Raw genomic sequence first — 16,405 nt, 5'->3', positions numbered from 1 at the left:
CTGAGGCATGTTCACCGGGCACGCACAGGGTGGATCACCCCGTGGGAGGGGTAACTGCGCGGCTAACAGACGTGCGGACCGTGCGGGAGCGGTCCGCGCCCCCGCGCCGCCCCTGGGGGTGCACCATGCGGAATTTCCTGCGCAGGGCCGGATCCGGATCCGCCGCTGACCGCGGTACGCGGCGGAGCGCGCCGGAGCACTGCCCGGCCGGCCCCCACCAGCGTGCCGTCGACGCGGCTCGCCCGGAGCGTGCCGTGGGCCACGAGGACGCCGTCGCGCCGTCGGCGCCGCGCGCCAGGGACGGCGCACCGGCGGGACCAGCGCTGCGCGGCGCCGCCGCCGAGTTCATCCGCCTCCACCACGCCGAGACCCGCCGCGGTGACCCCGCCCCGCGGATCGCCCAGGTGTTCGCCGAGATCGCGGAGGCGGGGACGTACCGCCACACCCACGAGGAGCTCGTCTTCGGCGCCCGGCTCGCCTGGCGCAACGCCGCCCGCTGCATCGGACGTCTGTACTGGCGCTCCCTGCGCGTCCTGGACCGCAGGGAGCTGACCGCGGCCGAGGACGTCGCCGCCGCGTCGGCGGATCACCTGCGGGACGCGGTCAGCGGCGGGTGCCGGATCAGGCCGCTCATCACCGTCTTCGCGCCCGACGCCCCCGGCCGTCCGGGGCCCCGCATCTGGAACGAGCAGCTCATCCGGTACGCCGGATACCCGGGCCCCGGTGGACGCGTCGTCGGCGACCCGCGCAACGTCGGGATCACCGCGTTCGCGCGGGCCCTCGGCTGGCCGGGCGGCCCCGGCACCCCCTTCGACGTACTCCCCCTGGTGATCCAGGGCTCCGACGACGGGCCCCGCTGGTTCCGGCTGCCGCCCGACGCCGTGCTGGAAGTCCCGATCGAGCACCCCGACCACGCCTGGTTCGCGGGGCTCGAACTGCGGTGGCACGCCGTGCCCGCGCTGGCCTGCATGTGCCTGGAGATCGGGGGCGTCTGCTACCCGGCGGCGCCCTTCAACGGCTGGTACATGGGCACCGAGATCGGCGCCCGCAACCTCGCCGACAGCGACCGCTACGACCTGCTGCCGCGCGTCGCCGAGCGGCTCGGGCTCGACACGGCGAGCGACCGCTCGCTCTGGAAGGACCGCGCCCTCGTCGAGCTCAACCGTGCGGTGCTCCACTCCTTCGACAAGGCCGGCATCACCATGTCCGACCACCACACCGAGTCCCGGCGCTTCCTGACCCACCTCGGCCGCGAGGAGAGCAAGGGACGCAGCGTAGGCGCCGACTGGTCCTGGATCGTGCCGCCGCTCTCCGGCAGCACGACACCCGTCTTCCACCGCACGTACGACACCGTGGAGCGGCACCCCGCCTACGTCCACCACCCGGAGGCCCTGGCCAGGACGCGCGGTGAAAGCAGCGGAGCCTTGGTCTAGACCGACTGCTAGCGTCTGCCGCACGGGCGTCCCCTGGACACGGCGCTCGGTCGAGAGTCGAGAGGGGAACGCAGTGGTCGGCAGGCACGGGATGAGTCAACGGGCGTACATCGGGTCCTTCACCGCGGCGGGCGGCGCCGGAATCCTCACCGCGGCCGTCGACGCGGACAGCGGTGCGCTGACCGTTCTCAGTACCACGGACACGGTCGCCGACCCCTCGTACCTCGCCCTCTCGGCGGCGGGCGACACGCTCTACGCCGTCAGCGAGACACCCGACGGCGCCGTCGCCGCGTACCGCCTCAATGGCGACAAGCCCGAGCAGGCCGGGCCGCCGGTCGCGGTCGGCGGGGAGGGGCCCACGCATCTGGCCCTGCACGCCGGGCACGTCCTCACCGCCAACTACGGCTCCGGCAGCGTCACCGCCGTGCCCGTGCGCTCCGACGGCAGCCTCGCGCCCGCCCTCTCCGGCGTCCTGTCGCACACCGGCGCGGGGCCCCACCCGCAGCGCCAGCAGCGGCCGCACGCCCACCAGGTCCTGCCCGACCCGAGCGGCCGCTGGGTGGTGAGCGTCGACCTCGGCACCGACTCCGTACGCATCTGCGAGCTCGACGAGGCGGGCGAGCCGACCCTGCACCGCGAGGTCGCGCTGCGGCCGGGCTCGGGCCCCCGGCATCTCGCCTTCCACCCGCGCGGCGACCGCGCGTACGTCCTGAACGAGCTCGCCCCCACCGTCACCATCTGCGCCTGGGACGCCGCCGACGGGGCCCTCAAGCCGCTCGGTGAGGCGGCCGTGCTGCCGGGTCCCACGGACGGCGACGGCGATGCCTACCCCTCCGAGGTCGTCGTCGCGCCCGACGGCCGCTTCCTGTGGACCGCAACCCGCGGCCAGGACGTCATCTCGGTGCTCGCGCTCGACGAGGCGGGCGACACGCCGCGGCTCACCGCCACCGTCCCCTGCGGCGGGCACTGGCCGCGTGATCTGGCCATCGACCCGTCGGGACGGTTCCTGTACGCGGCCCATGAGCGCTCCGGTGACGTGACCTGGTTCGCGATCGACCCGGCGACGGGCATCCCGCGCCGCGCGGGCTCGATCCCGGCCCCGGCCGCCTCCTGCGTGATCTTCGGCTGAGCGCGCTCGCGTACGCCGATGGGCCCACCCCCTGCATCAGGGAGCGGGCCCATCGGCGTGACGGCATCAGTTCTGCCGGCGCGGTGCGGTCAGTGGACCGGCGCGCCCGACGGCTGCGGGGCGATCCCGAGTGCCGTCGCGTACTTGGAGAGGGCGAGCTTGCCGATCGCCGGGTAGGCGCCGAGCGACTCGGCGACCGAGCAGCCGGCCTCCTTGGCGGCCGCGTCGAGCAGGCTGCCGTCGATCTCGGGACCGATCAGGTACGGGGCGAGCGCGAGCTGCGTCGAGCCGGAGCCGCGCAGTTCCTCGGCGGTGCTCGCGATGGCGCCCTCCTGGTCGAGGGCGGCGGCCATCACCGGCACCGCGAGGCGGGCGGCGAGCAGCATGCCGGTGATCCCGGCGGCCTGCACGGCCTCCTCGCCGCCGACCGTGGCGAGGATGATGCCGTCCGCCGCGGTGGCCACCGTGAACAGGCGGGCGCGGTCGGCGCGGGCCAGACCGGCCTCCGAGAGGCGCACGTGCAGCGCCTCGGCGAGCAGCGGGTGCGGGCCGAGGACGTCCGTCAGCTCGGCGGGGGCGCGGCTGTCCATCACGGCCTGCCGCACGCGACGCATCAGCGCGTTGTCGGGGCCCGCGAGGAGGGGCACCACGACGGCGACGGGGCCGTCCGGCTCGGCGACGTCCGCCCCCGCGGCGCGCGCCTGCTCGTAGCGCGCGGTGCGCTCGGTGGCGGCGTGCGCGAGCACGGACTGCAGCGAGGGGAACTCCGGGAACGAGGCCGTCGTGGCGTCCTCGGTCCCGTCGAGGTACCCGATGCGTGCGTCGAGGCCGGGCAGCTCGGAGCGGGCGATGCTCACGACCTCTTCGGCGAGGCTGCGTGTAGCGGTGCTGGGTACGCCCGGTACGGCGAGAACGAGCGCGGGCGCGTTCTCGGGAGCCGCCACGGGCTCCGGGCGGCGGTGCCGACCGGGCTGGCGGGGTCGCGGCATTCGTACGGGCAGGCCTGATGCGGGCCCGGTGGGGGAGCTCATGGCCCCGCATGCTACTGGTCTTCGGGGCTTCGCTGTTCGGGGAGGGTGCAGGTGGGCGGTATAAGTCCGCTTTTGTCTTATGAGTTACGCGGAGGTCGACTGTCACCTCGGGGAGCAGTCAACCCGACGCGGTCAACTGTCCTGCTCCGTCTCCCTGTGCACGGTCAGCATCCGCGGGTCGAGCGGCAGGCGAAGCCGGTTCGCGGCGACGTCGGCGGCGATGCGCACGGCGCCGTCGAGCGGATCGCCGGCGGCCGGAACGAGCCGTACGTGCGGCAGGTGGACCTGCAGCTCCGCCCGGACCGGGCCGAGCAGCGCCTCGCCCATCTTGAACAGGCCTCCGGTCAAAGCGACTTCGGGCCGCTCGCCCCTGCTCACCGCGTCGGGCGCCGGGCAGACGGCTGCAGCGGCTTCGGTGATGTGCCGGGCGGCGTCCCGCAGGATCGCCTGGGCCACGGGGTCGTCGGGGGCGCAGCGCGCCACTTCGGGTGCGAACGAGGCGAGCAGGGCGGGCCGGTCCGTACGGGGATAGAGCTGTCCGGGCAGGCCCGCCAGGGGCCCGAAGAGCTCCTCGGCGCGGGCGAGCAGCGGCTTCGAGCCGCGGTGCCTGCCGTCGAACGCCCGCATCGCCGCCTCCAGGCCCGCGCGGCCGATCCACGCGCCGCCCCCGCAGTCGCCGAGGAGATGCCCCCAGCCGTCGGCGCGGTGCCAGGCGGTCAGGTCCGTGCCGATCGCGATCATGCCGGTGCCCGCGGCGACGACCGCTCCGGGGTGCTCGCCGAGCGCGCCCGCGTACGCGGTGACGGCGTCCGCGGCGAGCGCCAGGTTTCTTGCGCCCAGGGCCTGGTGGAGCGCGGACGGCAGCTGGGCGCGCAGGTCGTCGCCCAGGGTCGCCATGCCCGCGGCGCCGATGGCCACGGCGGTGATCCGCCCGCCGCTGGCCCGGTCGAGCAACTCGCGGGCCATGGGCACCAGTTGCCGCGTGAAGTCCCCGGCGTCGATGCCGCGTGCCCCGGTGCGGACCGGCTCCTGCGAGCTCACCGGTGCGGGGCAGCCCGCCCCGTCCGGACTCCCGGGGACTGCGAGGCCGACCCGCAGCCCGGAGCCGCCTGAGTCCACCCCGAGGACGTACGCGGCGCCGTCCGTCACGGAAGCCGCCAGTCCACCGGCTGCCCGCCCTGCTGGACCAGCAGATCATTGGCCCGGCTGAAGGGGCGCGAGCCGAAGAAACCGCGGTCCGCCGACATGGGCGAGGGGTGCGAGGACTCGACCGACGGCAGTGGGCCGAGCAGCGGCCGCAGATTGCGGGCGTCGCGCCCCCACAGGATGGAGACGAGGGGGCGGCCGCGTGCGGCGAGCGCCTTGATGGCCTGCTCCGTGACCTCCTCCCAGCCCTTGCCCCGGTGCGCGGCGGGACGCCCCGGGGCCGTGGTGAGCGCCTTGTTGAGCAGCAGGACGCCCTGCTGGGTCCAGGGCGTCAGGTCGCCGTTCGACGGCGGCGCGACGCTCAGGTCCGAGCCCAGCTCGCGGTAGATGTTGATGAGGCTGCCGGGCAGCGGGCGCACTTCGGGTGCGACCGAGAACGACAGACCCACCGCGTGCCCCGGGGTCGGATAGGGGTCCTGGCCGACGATCAGCACCCGCACCTCGTCGAAGGGCTGCTGGAACGCCCGCAGGACGTTCGGCCCGGACGGGAGGTAGGTGCGTCCCGCGGCGATCTCCGCGCGCAGGAACTCCCCCATCTCGGAGATCTTCCCGGCGACGGGTTCGAGGGCCTTCGCCCAGCCGGCTTCGACGATTTCATGCAAGGGTCGTGGTGCCACGGCGTCACCCTACTGCCGCAACCGGGGCGTCGATCAACCGATGGCCGCCGCCCTGACGCACAGTACGTCGGGCAGGTGGGACGCCAACTCCCGCCAGCTGTCCCCGTCGTCCGCCGACGCATACACCTCGCCGTTGCGATTGCCGAAGTAGATGCCCGCCGGGTCCTGGTCGTCGCTGCACATCGCGTCGCGCAGCACCGTGCCGTAGTGATCGCCCGTCGGGAGGCCCGTGCTGAGCGGCTCCCAGCTCTTGCCCGCGTCGGCCGTGCGGTAGACGCGACATCGGTGGTCGGCGGGGACGCGGTCCATGTCGGCGTTGATCGGGAAGACGTACGCCGTGTCGCCGCGGTGCGGGTGGGCGACGGCGGCGAAGCCGAAGTCCGAGGGGAGGCCCTCGCCGATGTCCGTCCAGTGCGCGCCCGCGTCGTCGCTGCGGAACACCCCCCAGTGGTTCTGCAGATAGAGCCGGTCCGGGTCGACGGCGTCCCGCGCGACCTTGTGCACGCACTGGCCGAACTCCGGGTTCGGGTCGGGCAGGAAGACCGCGGAGACGCCGTTGTTCGCGGGGGCCCAGCTCTTGCCGCCGTCCAGGGTGCGGAAGACACCGGCGGTGGAGACGGCGACCGTCACCGCGTTCGCGTCGCGGGGGTCGGTCAGGACGGTGTGCAGGCCTTCACCGCCGCCGCCCGGCACCCACTTGTCGCGGGTGGGGTGCTCCCAGAGCGGGCGCACGAGCTCGAAGGTCTCGCCCCGGTCCTGGGACTTGTACAGGGCCGCCGGTTCCGTGCCCGCGTACACGACGTCCGGTTCGGCGGCGGCGGGGTGCAGCTGCCAGACCCGCTCCAGGGAGGCATCGGTGTCCTTGGGGAACTTGACGGGCGCCTTGGGCGGCTCCGTCCAGGTCCTGCCGAGGTCGTCCGAGTGGAAGACGGACGGGCCGAAATGGGAGCTGTCGCCGCCCACCAGGAGGCGGGGGGAGCTGCCGCGGGTGTCGATGGCCACCGAGTAGATGGCCTGGGCGTTGAAGTACGGACTCTCGTCGAACTGCCAGGTGCTCGTGCCGTCGCGCTTGCGGCCGATGAAGAGGCCTTTGCGGGTGCCTACGGTCAGGATCATGTCGGCCATGGCGGCCACCTCCGGGGACGTCATTGTCTCAGGTAGGGCACAGTCTGCACCCAGGCACTGACAGTTCCACCTGTACCGGGCGTTCACGCAGGTCGGGGCGGGTGTGGTGGAGGTGGCGCGGACCTCGGGACGTCACTTCCGCCGACCGGTTTCGGACAGCTCCGCCGCCACCCGCGCGATCGTTTCCGGCCCCACCCGGCAGCACCCCCCGATCAGCCGCGCCCCCGCGTCCCGCAGGCCCGCGACCTGACCCGCGGTGAAGTGGGCCGGGCCCCGCCAGGCCCTGGCGGTCGCGTCCCACGTCTCGCCGCTGTTCGGGTACGCCACCACCGGCTTGCCCGTGATCCGTGCGGCCAGGCGCACCGCCGCGTCCGCGTTCCGCGGGTCGCAGCAGTTGATGCCGACCGCGAGGATCTCATCGGCGTCGGCGGCCAGCGCGAAGGCCTCCGCCAGGGGCTGGCCCGCCCGTGTGTAGCCGCCGGAGACCGTGTACGAGAGCCAGGCGGGCACCCCCAGGCCGCGCACCGCCCGCAGCAGGGCCCGCGCCTCGTCCGTGTCCGGGACCGTCTCCAGGGCCAGGACGTCCGGTTCCGCGTCGGCGAGGACCTCCAGGCGCGGGCGGTGGAAGCGCTCGAGCTCCGCCACCGTCAGGCCGTAGCGGCCCCGGTACTCGGAGCCGTCCGCGAGCATCGCCCCGTACGGGCCCGCGGAGGCCGCCACCCACACCTCACGGTCGGCCTCAGCAGCCGCCTCGCGGGCCGACTCCACGCTCAGGCGCAGCAGTTCGGCGGTGCTCACCGCGTCGATGCCGTGCTGCGCGAAGCCCTCGAACGTCGCCTGATAGCTCGCCGTGGTGGCGATGTCCGCGCCCGCTTCGAAGTACGCCCGGTGTGCCGCCACGACCGCCCCCGGGTCGTCGGCGAGGAGCCGTGCCGACCACAGGGCGTCGCTCAGGTCGTGCCCGGCGGCCTCCAGCTGGTTGGAGAGGCCGCCGTCGAGCACGAGCGGGCGGCGGGTCAGGGCATCCGCGAGTTTCACACTGCCGACGCTAGTCGAGGCGCGGCCAGGGGGAAGTGGCATGCCACCTGGTGTCCCGCGCTGTTCGGGGTGCTCACCGGCGGCTCCGTGGTGGCGCACACCTCCTGGGCCACGGGACATCGGGTGCGGAAGCGGCAGCCCGACGGCGGTTGCGCGGCCGACGGGGTCTCGCCCTCCAGGGGCGTGCGGCCTGGGTCCTTCGCCGCCTCCGGGTCCGGCAGGTTGACCGTGTCCAGAAGTCCCCGCGTGTAGGGGTGCAGCGGATGGGCGTACACCTGTGTCGCCGGGCCCGACTCGACCAGCTTGCCCAGGTACATCACGCCGACCGTGTCCGCGAGGTGGCGCACCACCGCCAGGTCGTGCGAGATGAACAGATAGGTCAGGCCGCGCTCCCGCTGCAGCTCGCGCATCAGGTTCAGGATCTGCGCCTGCACGGAGACGTCGAGCGCGGAGACCGGCTCGTCGGCCACCACCAGGTCGGGGGAGAGCGTCAACGCCCGTGCCAGGCCCAGGCGTTGGCGCTGGCCTCCGGAGAACTCGTGCGGGTAGCGGTGCACGGCGCCGCGCGGCAGGCCGACCGCGTCCAGGAGTTCGCCGATCAGCTGCTCCTGGTCGGCGCGGCTGCCCACGCCCTGGATGACCAGCGGCTCCCGCAGGATCTCGCCGACCCGCATCCGGGGGTCCATGGCGGCCGTGGAGTCCTGGAACATCAGCTGAACCCGCCGCCGGTGCGCACGCCGCTCGGCCCGTGACATCCGCGCCGGGTCGTGCCCCTCGAAGCGCACGTGCCCGGCTGTCGGCTCCTCCAGGCCCGCGACGATCCGGCCGAGCGTGGTCTTGCCGCACCCGGACTCGCCGACCATGCCGAACGTCTCGCCCTTGCGGATCTCGAGCGACACCCCGCCGACGGCGCTGACCGTGCCCCGACGGCGCGAGAAGGCGCCGCCCTTGAGGGGGAAGTCCTTGACCAGGGCGTCCAGTTCGAGGAGTACGTCGCCGGGGGCGCGCGGCGCGGGCACGGTCGGCGGGACCACGATCTCGTCCTCCGATGCGCTGTCCGGCACCGGATGGAAGCAGGCGAACCGGTGCTCGTCGCCCCGCAGTTCATCGTCCGTGAGCCGGGGCTCCTCCGTCCGGCACTCGTCCGTGGCGAAGGAGCAGCGCGGCGCGAAGCGGCAGCCCGCCGGGCGCACCGCCAGGCTCGGCGGCAGGCCCGGGATCGTGTGGAGCGCGGTGCCGTTGTCCGCGGCCCGTTCGGGGAGCGAGGCGAACAGTGCCTCCGTGTAGCGGTGCCGGGGGCCGGCGAACAGGCCGCGCACGTCGGACTGTTCGGCCACCTTGCCCGCGTACATCACCGCGACCCGGTCGACCCGGCTTGCGATGACGCCCAGGTCGTGCGTGACCAGGATCATCGCCATGCCGAGCCGCTCACGCAGGCCGTCGATCAGCTCCAGGATCTGGGCCTGCGTCGTCACGTCCAGGGCGGTGGTCGGCTCGTCCGCGATGAGCAGCTTCGGTTCGCAGACCAGGGCCATGGCGATCGCCACGCGCTGGCGCATGCCGCCCGACAGCTGATGCGGATAGGCCTTCATGCGTTCGGTGGGCTGTGGCATGCCGACCAGGCGCAGCATCTCCTCGGCCCGCGCCCACGTCTCTTTCCTGCTGAGCTCGGGACGGTGCAGGACGAGCGGCTCGGCCACCTGCGCGCCGATCGTCATCGTCGGGTTCAGCGAGGTGAGCGGGTCCTGGAAGACCATGCCGATGGTGTTGCCGCGTACGCCCTGAAGGACCGGGGCGGGAGCCGTGGCCAGGTCCCGGCCGTCGAACAGGACGCGTCCGCCGACGACTTCGCCGCCGGGCGGAAGCAGGCCGAGGACGCTGAGCGCGGTCATCGTCTTGCCGCAGCCCGACTCGCCCACGATGCCCAGGGCCTCACCCGGGGCGAGTTCGAGGCTGACGCCGTCGAGGGCGTGGACGGTGCGCTCGCGCGCGGTGATGTCGACGCGCAGATCGTCGATCCTGAGCAGCGGCTCGGACGTCGGCAGCGGCTCGGACTTGAGCAGTGGCTCGGTCATCTCGTCGGTTCTCCCTTACTTCCTCAGCCGTACTTCGAACGCGTCCCGCAGCCCGTCACCGATGAAGTTGAACGCGGCGACGACCAGGACGATCGCGATGCCCGGCGGGAAGATCAGCCACCAGTAGCCGTTCTGTGTGTAGGTGATGCCGGCCGAGAGCATCGAGCCCCAGTCGGCCGAGGGCGGCGGGATGCTCAGGCCCAGGAAGGCGAGATAGCTGACGTAGAGGATGGCGTCGGCGATCTGGAAGGTGCAGTTGACGATGACCGTGCCGATCGCGTTCGGCACGATGTGCTTGAACACGGCCCGCGTGCCGCCGCCGCCCATCATCCGCATCGCCTGTACGTACTCGCGGTCGCGCAGCGAGAGCGCCTCGCCGCGCACCAGGCGGGCGGGGGAGAGCCAGGCGACCGAGGCGATGATGACGATGAGGACACCCTTGCTGGGCGTGATGATCGCGGCGACCACGACGAGCAGGAACATCGCCGGGATCGCGAGCGCGGCGTCCGTGATCCGCATCATCGCCGCGTCCACCCAGCCGCCGAAGTACCCCGCGACGGCGCCGTACACGGTCCCGAAGACCGTCGCCAACAAGCCTGCCGCCAGGCCTATTTCGAGCGAGGTCTGCCCGGCGACCATCAGCCGCCCGACCATGTCGTAGCCGAGGTCGGTGGTACCCAGGAGGTGGCCGGGGCTGCCCGGCGCGAGATTCGCCTGGGACAGGTCGGTGTGCACCTGCTCGGTCGGGTGGATCAGCGGGCCGAGGTAGCTGAAGGCCAGGAGCAGGAGCAGGACCACCACGCCCGTCAGGGCGAGCTTGTTGCCGGTGAAGACCTGGAGGGTGCGGCGGGCGAGCGAGGGCGTGGCCTGCGCCGCCGCCTCGTTGCCCGGAGCGGCCTCGGGGGTGACGTCTGCGGTCGCGGTACTCATGCCACGCTCCGGATCCGGGGGTCGAGGACGGCGTACAGGATGTCGGTGAGCAGCGAGCCGACGACGGTGGCGACGCCCACGACGAGCGTCACGCCGAGCAGCACCGGGAAGTCGGAGCCCTGCGCCGCGTTCCAGAACAGCAGCCCCATGCCGGGGTAGTTGAACATCGACTCGACGACGAGCGCGCCGCTGAAGAGCGTCGGCAGATAGAGGCCGAGCAGCGTGGCCAGCGGGATCAGCGCGTTGCGCAGGACGTGGCGAACCATGATCCGGCGGCTGGACTGGCCCTTGGCCATCGCCGTACGGACGTATTCCTCGGTGAGGTTGTCCAGGACCGCTGACCGCATGTAGCGGCTGAACATCGCCACGATGCCGAACGCCATGGTGACGACCGGAAGCACCAACCCCGTGAAGTCGCCGAGGAGTTCACCGACGCTCTCGCCCTGCGGTGCCTCCGCCGGGAGGATCGGCAACACCTGCGCGAACACGATGATCATGATGAGCCCGAGGAAGAACACCGGCGTCGCGTAAAGGAGGAAGGCGAGCCCCGTCAGGGCGTAGTCCGACGCCTTGCCGCGTCGCACGGCCTGGAGCAGACCCAGCGGGACGGCGATGACCACGGCGAGCACGGTGGAGAGGACCGTCAGGAGCAGGGTCTTCGGCAGTCGCTGCTTGAGCAGGTCGAAGACCGGCGAGTTGAGCTTGAACGACTCGCCGAGGTCCCCGGTGAACAGCCGCTTCAGGTACATCACGTACTGCGCGGGCAGCGAACGGTCGTAGCCCTGCTGGTGGTTGAAGGTCTCGATCTGCTGCGGAGTGCCCTTCGGGCCGAGGATGGCGCGTGCGGGGCCGCCGGGCAGCATGTGCAGCAGCGTGAAGACGATGACCGAGACGAGGAACAGCACGACGAGCGCCTGAAGGAAGCGCTTGACCAGAAAGCCGGTCACTTGTCGGCTCCCTTCTTCTTGACGTAGTACCAGTCCTGCGGCGCGAAGGTGACGGTGGGGTTCTGGCCGATGCCCCGCAAGTCGTTGCGGATCACGGAGACTTGATAGGCGGGGTTGGGCATCCACATCACCGGGAGCTGCTCGGCGAGGTATTCGCCGTACGCGTGCATCGCCTTCATGTCGGGCGAGTACTGGACGGCGCGAATGATCCGGTCGGCCTTCTTGTCGCTGTAGTTGCCGAAGTTGGCGGAGGCGCCGGTCGAGAAGAGCTGCTCACCGCTGGGGTTGAGCGGGTAGTACCAACTGCCGGCCGTCCCGAAGAACGACATGTCCCAGTCGCAGCCGGGGTCCTTCGCCTTGCAGGGCACGGAGTTGCCGAGCACCGAGTTCAGCGGCTGCTGGCGCACGGTGAGGTCGATCCCGCCCTTGGAGAGCGAGGACTTGAGCTCCTGCATCATGTTCGTCGTCTCGGTGGAGCCGGACTGGGAGAGCAGGGTGAGTTCGAGCGGGGTGTTCTTCGCGATGCCCTTGCCGCACTCGTCGGCTCCCGTTCCGGGGCGTACGCAGCGTGCGGTGCCGTCCACCGTCTTCCAGCCGTGCTCGGTGAGAAGCCGCTGAGCCTTCTTGACGTCGAAGGGGTACTGGTTCTTCTCCATCGCCCCGGACAAGTACTGGCTCTTCGGTGTCACCGGGACCGGGCCGAGCGTCGGCGTCGCGCTGCCCTGCCAGATGACGTCGCTCATCGCCTTCTGGTCGACGAGGTGCTGCATGGCCTGGCGGATGTACAGCTGGTCCATCATGGGGCCCGCCTGGGTGGAGTTGAAGTTGTAGACGATGTACGTCGCCGCCCAGCCCTCCCACGGATCGACGCGGTAGCCCTTCTCCTCGAACCTCTCCTTCTGTGCCATGACCGACGGCGGGATGTAGCCGTAGTCGACGCCTCCCGACCGCAGCACGTTGTACTCGGAGTCGGCCGTGGTGAAGGGCTTGAAGACGACCTTGTCGAGGTGCGGGCGCTGCGACTTCGGGCCGGTGTACTTCTCGTTCGGCACGATGGTGACCTGGCCGCTGTCGCGCCAACCCGCCAGCTTCCACGGCCCGTTGACCGTCTTCCAGAGCGGGTCGGTGCCGTACGACCCGAGGCTCTTGGCGTGTCGCGTGAGCCGGGCGAAGACGGTCTTGGCGCCCGCCTTGGTGCGGTCCCAGTCACCGACCTCGCCGCCGTCGGTCCTGGCGTCCCAGGCGTGCTGGGGCAGGGCCCGCATCAGGGTGAGCTGGTTGGCGGTGAACCAGTCGGGGTTGTACGCGCGGCTCAGATGCAGGCGCACGGTGTGGTCGTCGACCGTCTCGAAGCGCTTGACGTTGTCGGGCATCGTGCCGACCGAGTAGTTGCCCCAGCTCGTCTTGTTGGCCTTGACGAGGTTGAACCAGAACTCGATGTCGCGTGCGGTGACCGGCTTCCCGTCGGACCACTTCACGCCTTCGCGCAGCGGCACGGTCACCGTCTTGTTGCCGTCGCTGAACTTCGGTTCCTGGCCCAGCGTGCTCGGGCCGTGCGTGGTCAGCTCACCCTTCTCCTGCACGGCGTCGTACACCGGCATATAGAGCAGTGACTGGATCCCGTAGTTGTACGAGGCGCCGTAGCCGGGGGCGCCGATCGGGAAGATCCAGTTGGGCGTCGCGGCAGGTGGCAGCGCCATCGTGGCGGTGCCTCCCTCGACCGGAGTGCCGCCGGTGGGGCCCATGTCGACGCGGCCGCCCTCCTGGGTGCAGCCGGTCACCGCCGTAAGGGCGAGCGCGACGGCCGCGGCCGCCGTGGCCATGAGGGCGCGGCGCCGCGCGCGGGGACATGATCGCCTTGAGCGCATGGCGAAGGGCCTCCAAGGATGCGAGAGCCGGACCGTGCCGGAGATCGACGGGCGGCGCCTGAACGCTAGGACCGGCGACAAAATCAAGTCAAGAGCTTCGTTCGGCAAGAAGTCCTAAAGTCGGGAGAGTCTGGCCAACTTGCTTCGAAGGGACTTAGTGTTCGTCCCGATGTCGAATGAACTGATCGAAGCAACTGGGGGCGGCATGGCCGGAACACCGCACGGCGAACCGGGCTCGGCGCAGCACATCCTGCAGCTGGTCTCCTCGGGCGCCGCCTCCTCCCGGGCCGATCTCGTACGGGAGTTGGGGCTCGCCCCCTCCACCGTGTCGCTGCGTGTGCAGGAACTCGTCGCTGCCGGTGTGCTCACCGAATCCGGCGAGGGAGCCTCACGCGGTGGCCGCCGCCCCCGCCTCCTGCGTGTCCACGCGCAAGGCGGCGTCGCCCTCGCCGCCGACCTCGGCAGCCACCACGCGCGCATCGGCGTCGTCGACCTCGGCGGCACCGTCCTGGACGCCGTCGACCTGCCGCACGACATCACCGCGGGGCCCGAGTCCGCCGTCGACTGGCTCTGCGGTCAGGTCGCCGAACTGGGCGCCCGGCAGCGCGCCGCGGGCCGCACCGTCCGCGCACTCGGCGTCGCCTTCCCCGGCCCCGTGCAGCCCGCCCAGGGCCGCGTCCTGAGCCCGTCCCGCATGCCGGGCTGGCACCGCTATCCGCTGCGCGACGTCCTCGCCGAACGCCTCGGCATCCCCGTCACCGTCGACAACGACGCCACGATGATGGCCGTCGGCGAACACCGCACCGCTCGCCCCGACCTCGACCACCTGGTCGTGGTCAAGGCGGGCCGCGGCATCGGAAGCGGCGTCATCGTGGCGGGCCGCCCGCACGACGGCGCGGGCGGCGCCGCCGGAGACATCAGTCACGTACGCATCGAGGCGGCGGGCGACCGCCCGTGCAGCTGCGGCAACATCGGCTGCCTGGAGACCGTGGCGAGCGGCGCCGCCCTCATCCGCGAACTCGGCATGGAGGGCGTCGAGGTGGCGGACACCACCGAACTCCTTCGCCTGGTCGCCGACGGCGACCCGCAGGCCACCACGCTCGTCCGCACCGCGGGGCGGCACATCGGCACGGTCCTGTCCGTCGTCGTGAACTTCTTCAACCCCCAGGCCGTCGCCCTCGGCGGCGTCCTCGCCACCGCCGAACCGCTCGTCGCCGCCGTACGCGGCGTCCTCTACGAGCGCTGCCTGCCCCTGGCCACCGCGGACCTGGAGATCACCACCACCGTGACAGGGCGCGACGCGGGCCTCCTCGGCGCCGGACTCACCGCCCTGCGCCAGAACCTCCCCACCCCCACGTCACCACAGGACCCGTCGTCCCAGGAAGAGAGCGTCCAGGCATGACCACCCCCGCAACGAACCAGCGTCGCCTCCGCATCGGCATCGGCGGCATCGGCATCGAGTCCTCCACCTTCTGCCCGCACCGCTCCACCACCGACGACTTCCGCCAGACCCGCGGCCAGGACCTCCTGGACCGCTACACCTGGACCCGCCCGGAGTCCGACCTCGCCTACACGGTCGAGTGGGTGCCGCTGCTGCACGCGACCTCGCTGCCCGGCGGCCCGGTGGAGGCCGAGTCGTATCTGATCCTCAAGGACGAACTGGTCACGCGCATACGGCAAGCGGGCCCCCTGGACGGCCTCGTCTACGACATCCACGGCGCGATGAGCGTCATCGGCCTGACCGACGCCGAGGCCGACCTGACGGAAGCGGTCCGCGCCGCACTCGACGCCGTCGGCACCCCGGACGGCGGCCGCCCGATGATCTCGACCGCCATGGACCTGCACGGCAACGTCTCGCGCCGGTTCGCCGAGCCCATCGACCTGCTCACCGCCCACCGCCTCGCCCCGCACGAGGACGCCTGGGAGACCCGCGAGCGCGCCGCGCGCAATCTCGTACGCTGCCTGCGCGAGGGAACCCGGCCGCACCGCGCCTGGGTGCAGGTGCCCGTGCTGCTCCCCGGCGAGAAGACCAGCACCCGCCTGGAGCCCGCCAAGTCCCTCTACGCCTCGCTCGCCGACATCGAGCGGCTGCCCGGCATCCTCGACGCCGCGATGTGGGTCGGCTACGCCTGGGCGGACGAGCCGCGCTGCAAGGCCGCGATCGTCGTCACCGGCGACGACGCCGAACTGGCCGCAGCCGAGGCCGAGAAGCTGGCACGGCGCTACTGGGACGCGCGCCACGACTTCGTCTTCGTCGGTCCGACGGGCGGCGCCGAGGAGTGCATCGAGAAGGCGGTCGCCTCGGACAAGCGGCCCTTCCTGATCAGCGACTCCGGCGACAACCCCACGGCGGGCGGCGCGGGCGACCTCGCGTACATGCTGGGCAAGCTCCTGGAGAACGACGCGATCCGCTCCGGGCAGGTCACCGCCGTCCACCCCGGCATCACCGACCCCGTGGCCGTCGCCCGCTGCTTCGAGGCCGGAGTGGGCGCCGAGGTCACCCTGAGCGTCGGCGGCAAGGTCGACGCGCACCACGGCGGCCCGTACGAACTCACCGGAACCGTCGTGGCGTTGCAGCGCGCGGCCGAGCAGAAGGACCGGGCGGAGGGCGGCGCCTACGACCGGGGCGTCGACATGGCGGCGGTGCGGACCGGCGGCGTGACCGTGATCCTCGTCGAGCGCCGCAAGCCCTTCCACACCCTCGCGGACTTCATGGGCCCGGCGGACGGCGGCCTCGGCATCGACCCGCGCACGTTCGACCTGGTGGTCGTCAAGATCGGCTACCTGGAGCCCGAGCTGCACGACATGGCCGCCGACTGGCTCCTCGCCCTCACCCCCGGCGGCGTCGACCAGGACCTGCTGCGGCTCGGCCACCACCGGGTGGAGCGGCCCCTGTACCCGTTCGACGAGGACGCGTACGACGGCGGTGCGGGACCCGACCTGACGGCGTCCCAGCTGGGCACGCCCGCCAGGTGAGAAGGGGCTTCACCGGCCGGAACGGTTCTG

General features: G+C 72.2%; 13 protein-coding genes. 4 read left to right on the top strand and 9 right to left on the bottom strand.

What is annotated here, in order from left to right; genetic code table 11:
* The first annotated feature begins 125 nt into the window (after positions 1–125).
* Together AC5P1C_RS18335 and AC5P1C_RS18330 are read left to right on the top strand one after the other, a co-directional pair.
* On the top strand, positions 126–1,433 hold the full coding sequence (locus AC5P1C_RS18335) for a nitric oxide synthase oxygenase (RefSeq protein ID WP_493866928.1): 1,308 nt from the start codon (positions 126–128) through the stop codon (positions 1,431–1,433).
* Positions 1,434–1,524: 91 nt separating this feature from the next.
* The gene (locus AC5P1C_RS18330) at positions 1,525–2,562 is read left to right on the top strand and encodes a lactonase family protein (protein ID WP_493866927.1); all 1,038 of its coding nucleotides are present in this window, start codon (positions 1,525–1,527) and stop codon (positions 2,560–2,562) included.
* Between the two features lie 89 nt (positions 2,563–2,651).
* Here AC5P1C_RS18330 and AC5P1C_RS18325 read toward each other — a convergent pair whose 3' ends face one another.
* From AC5P1C_RS18325 to AC5P1C_RS18285, 9 genes are all read right to left on the bottom strand, one after another.
* On the bottom strand, positions 2,652–3,593 hold the full coding sequence (locus tag AC5P1C_RS18325; protein WP_493866926.1) for a sirohydrochlorin chelatase: 942 nt from the start codon (positions 3,591–3,593) through the stop codon (positions 2,652–2,654).
* A 132-nt stretch (positions 3,594–3,725) separates the two neighbouring features.
* Entirely contained in the window at positions 3,726–4,742 is a 1,017-nt protein-coding gene (locus tag AC5P1C_RS18320; RefSeq protein WP_493866925.1) for an N-acetylglucosamine kinase, read from the bottom strand.
* Positions 4,739–5,416: a uracil-DNA glycosylase gene (locus AC5P1C_RS18315; protein WP_493866924.1), complete on the bottom strand. Its 678-nt coding sequence runs from the start codon at positions 5,414–5,416 to the stop codon at positions 4,739–4,741. The genes AC5P1C_RS18320 and AC5P1C_RS18315 overlap by 4 nt, the downstream gene beginning before the upstream one ends.
* A 33-nt stretch (positions 5,417–5,449) precedes the next feature.
* Complete coding sequence (locus AC5P1C_RS18310) at positions 5,450–6,541, bottom strand: WD40/YVTN/BNR-like repeat-containing protein (RefSeq protein ID WP_493866923.1); 1,092 nt, start codon at positions 6,539–6,541, stop codon at positions 5,450–5,452.
* Positions 6,542–6,673: 132 nt separating this feature from the next.
* The gene (gene mmuM / locus AC5P1C_RS18305; protein WP_493866922.1) at positions 6,674–7,621 is read right to left on the bottom strand and encodes a homocysteine S-methyltransferase; all 948 of its coding nucleotides are present in this window, start codon (positions 7,619–7,621) and stop codon (positions 6,674–6,676) included.
* Positions 7,576–9,654, bottom strand: a complete 2,079-nt coding sequence (locus AC5P1C_RS18300) for an ABC transporter ATP-binding protein (RefSeq protein ID WP_493866921.1) — start codon at positions 9,652–9,654, stop codon at positions 7,576–7,578. Before AC5P1C_RS18300 ends, mmuM begins: the two co-directional genes overlap by 46 nt.
* Positions 9,655–9,669: 15 nt before the next feature.
* A complete protein-coding gene (locus AC5P1C_RS18295; protein WP_493866920.1) occupies positions 9,670–10,584 on the bottom strand; it encodes an ABC transporter permease in 915 nt (304 codons plus the stop codon).
* Positions 10,581–11,531 (bottom strand): ABC transporter permease, encoded by a 951-nt coding sequence (locus tag AC5P1C_RS18290; RefSeq protein ID WP_493866919.1) that lies wholly within the window; start codon positions 11,529–11,531, stop codon positions 10,581–10,583. The genes AC5P1C_RS18295 and AC5P1C_RS18290 overlap by 4 nt, the downstream gene beginning before the upstream one ends.
* Positions 11,528–13,354, bottom strand: a complete 1,827-nt coding sequence (locus AC5P1C_RS18285) for a peptide ABC transporter substrate-binding protein (protein ID WP_493866918.1) — start codon at positions 13,352–13,354, stop codon at positions 11,528–11,530. The genes AC5P1C_RS18290 and AC5P1C_RS18285 overlap by 4 nt, the downstream gene beginning before the upstream one ends.
* A gap of 214 nt (positions 13,355–13,568) precedes the next feature.
* Here AC5P1C_RS18285 and AC5P1C_RS18280 point away from each other — a divergent pair, with 214 nt between their 5' ends.
* Positions 13,569–14,801: an ROK family protein gene (locus AC5P1C_RS18280; RefSeq protein ID WP_493866917.1), complete on the top strand. Its 1,233-nt coding sequence runs from the start codon at positions 13,569–13,571 to the stop codon at positions 14,799–14,801.
* On the top strand, positions 14,798–16,375 hold the full coding sequence (locus AC5P1C_RS18275) for a M81 family metallopeptidase (RefSeq protein ID WP_493866916.1): 1,578 nt from the start codon (positions 14,798–14,800) through the stop codon (positions 16,373–16,375). Before AC5P1C_RS18280 ends, AC5P1C_RS18275 begins: the two co-directional genes overlap by 4 nt.
* Positions 16,376–16,405 lie beyond the last annotated feature (30 nt).

The sequence above is a fragment of the Streptomyces sp. A18 genome, assembly GCF_059026065.1.
Note: the sequence above shows the minus strand (reverse complement) of the source record. Positions and strands in the feature narration are given on the sequence as shown.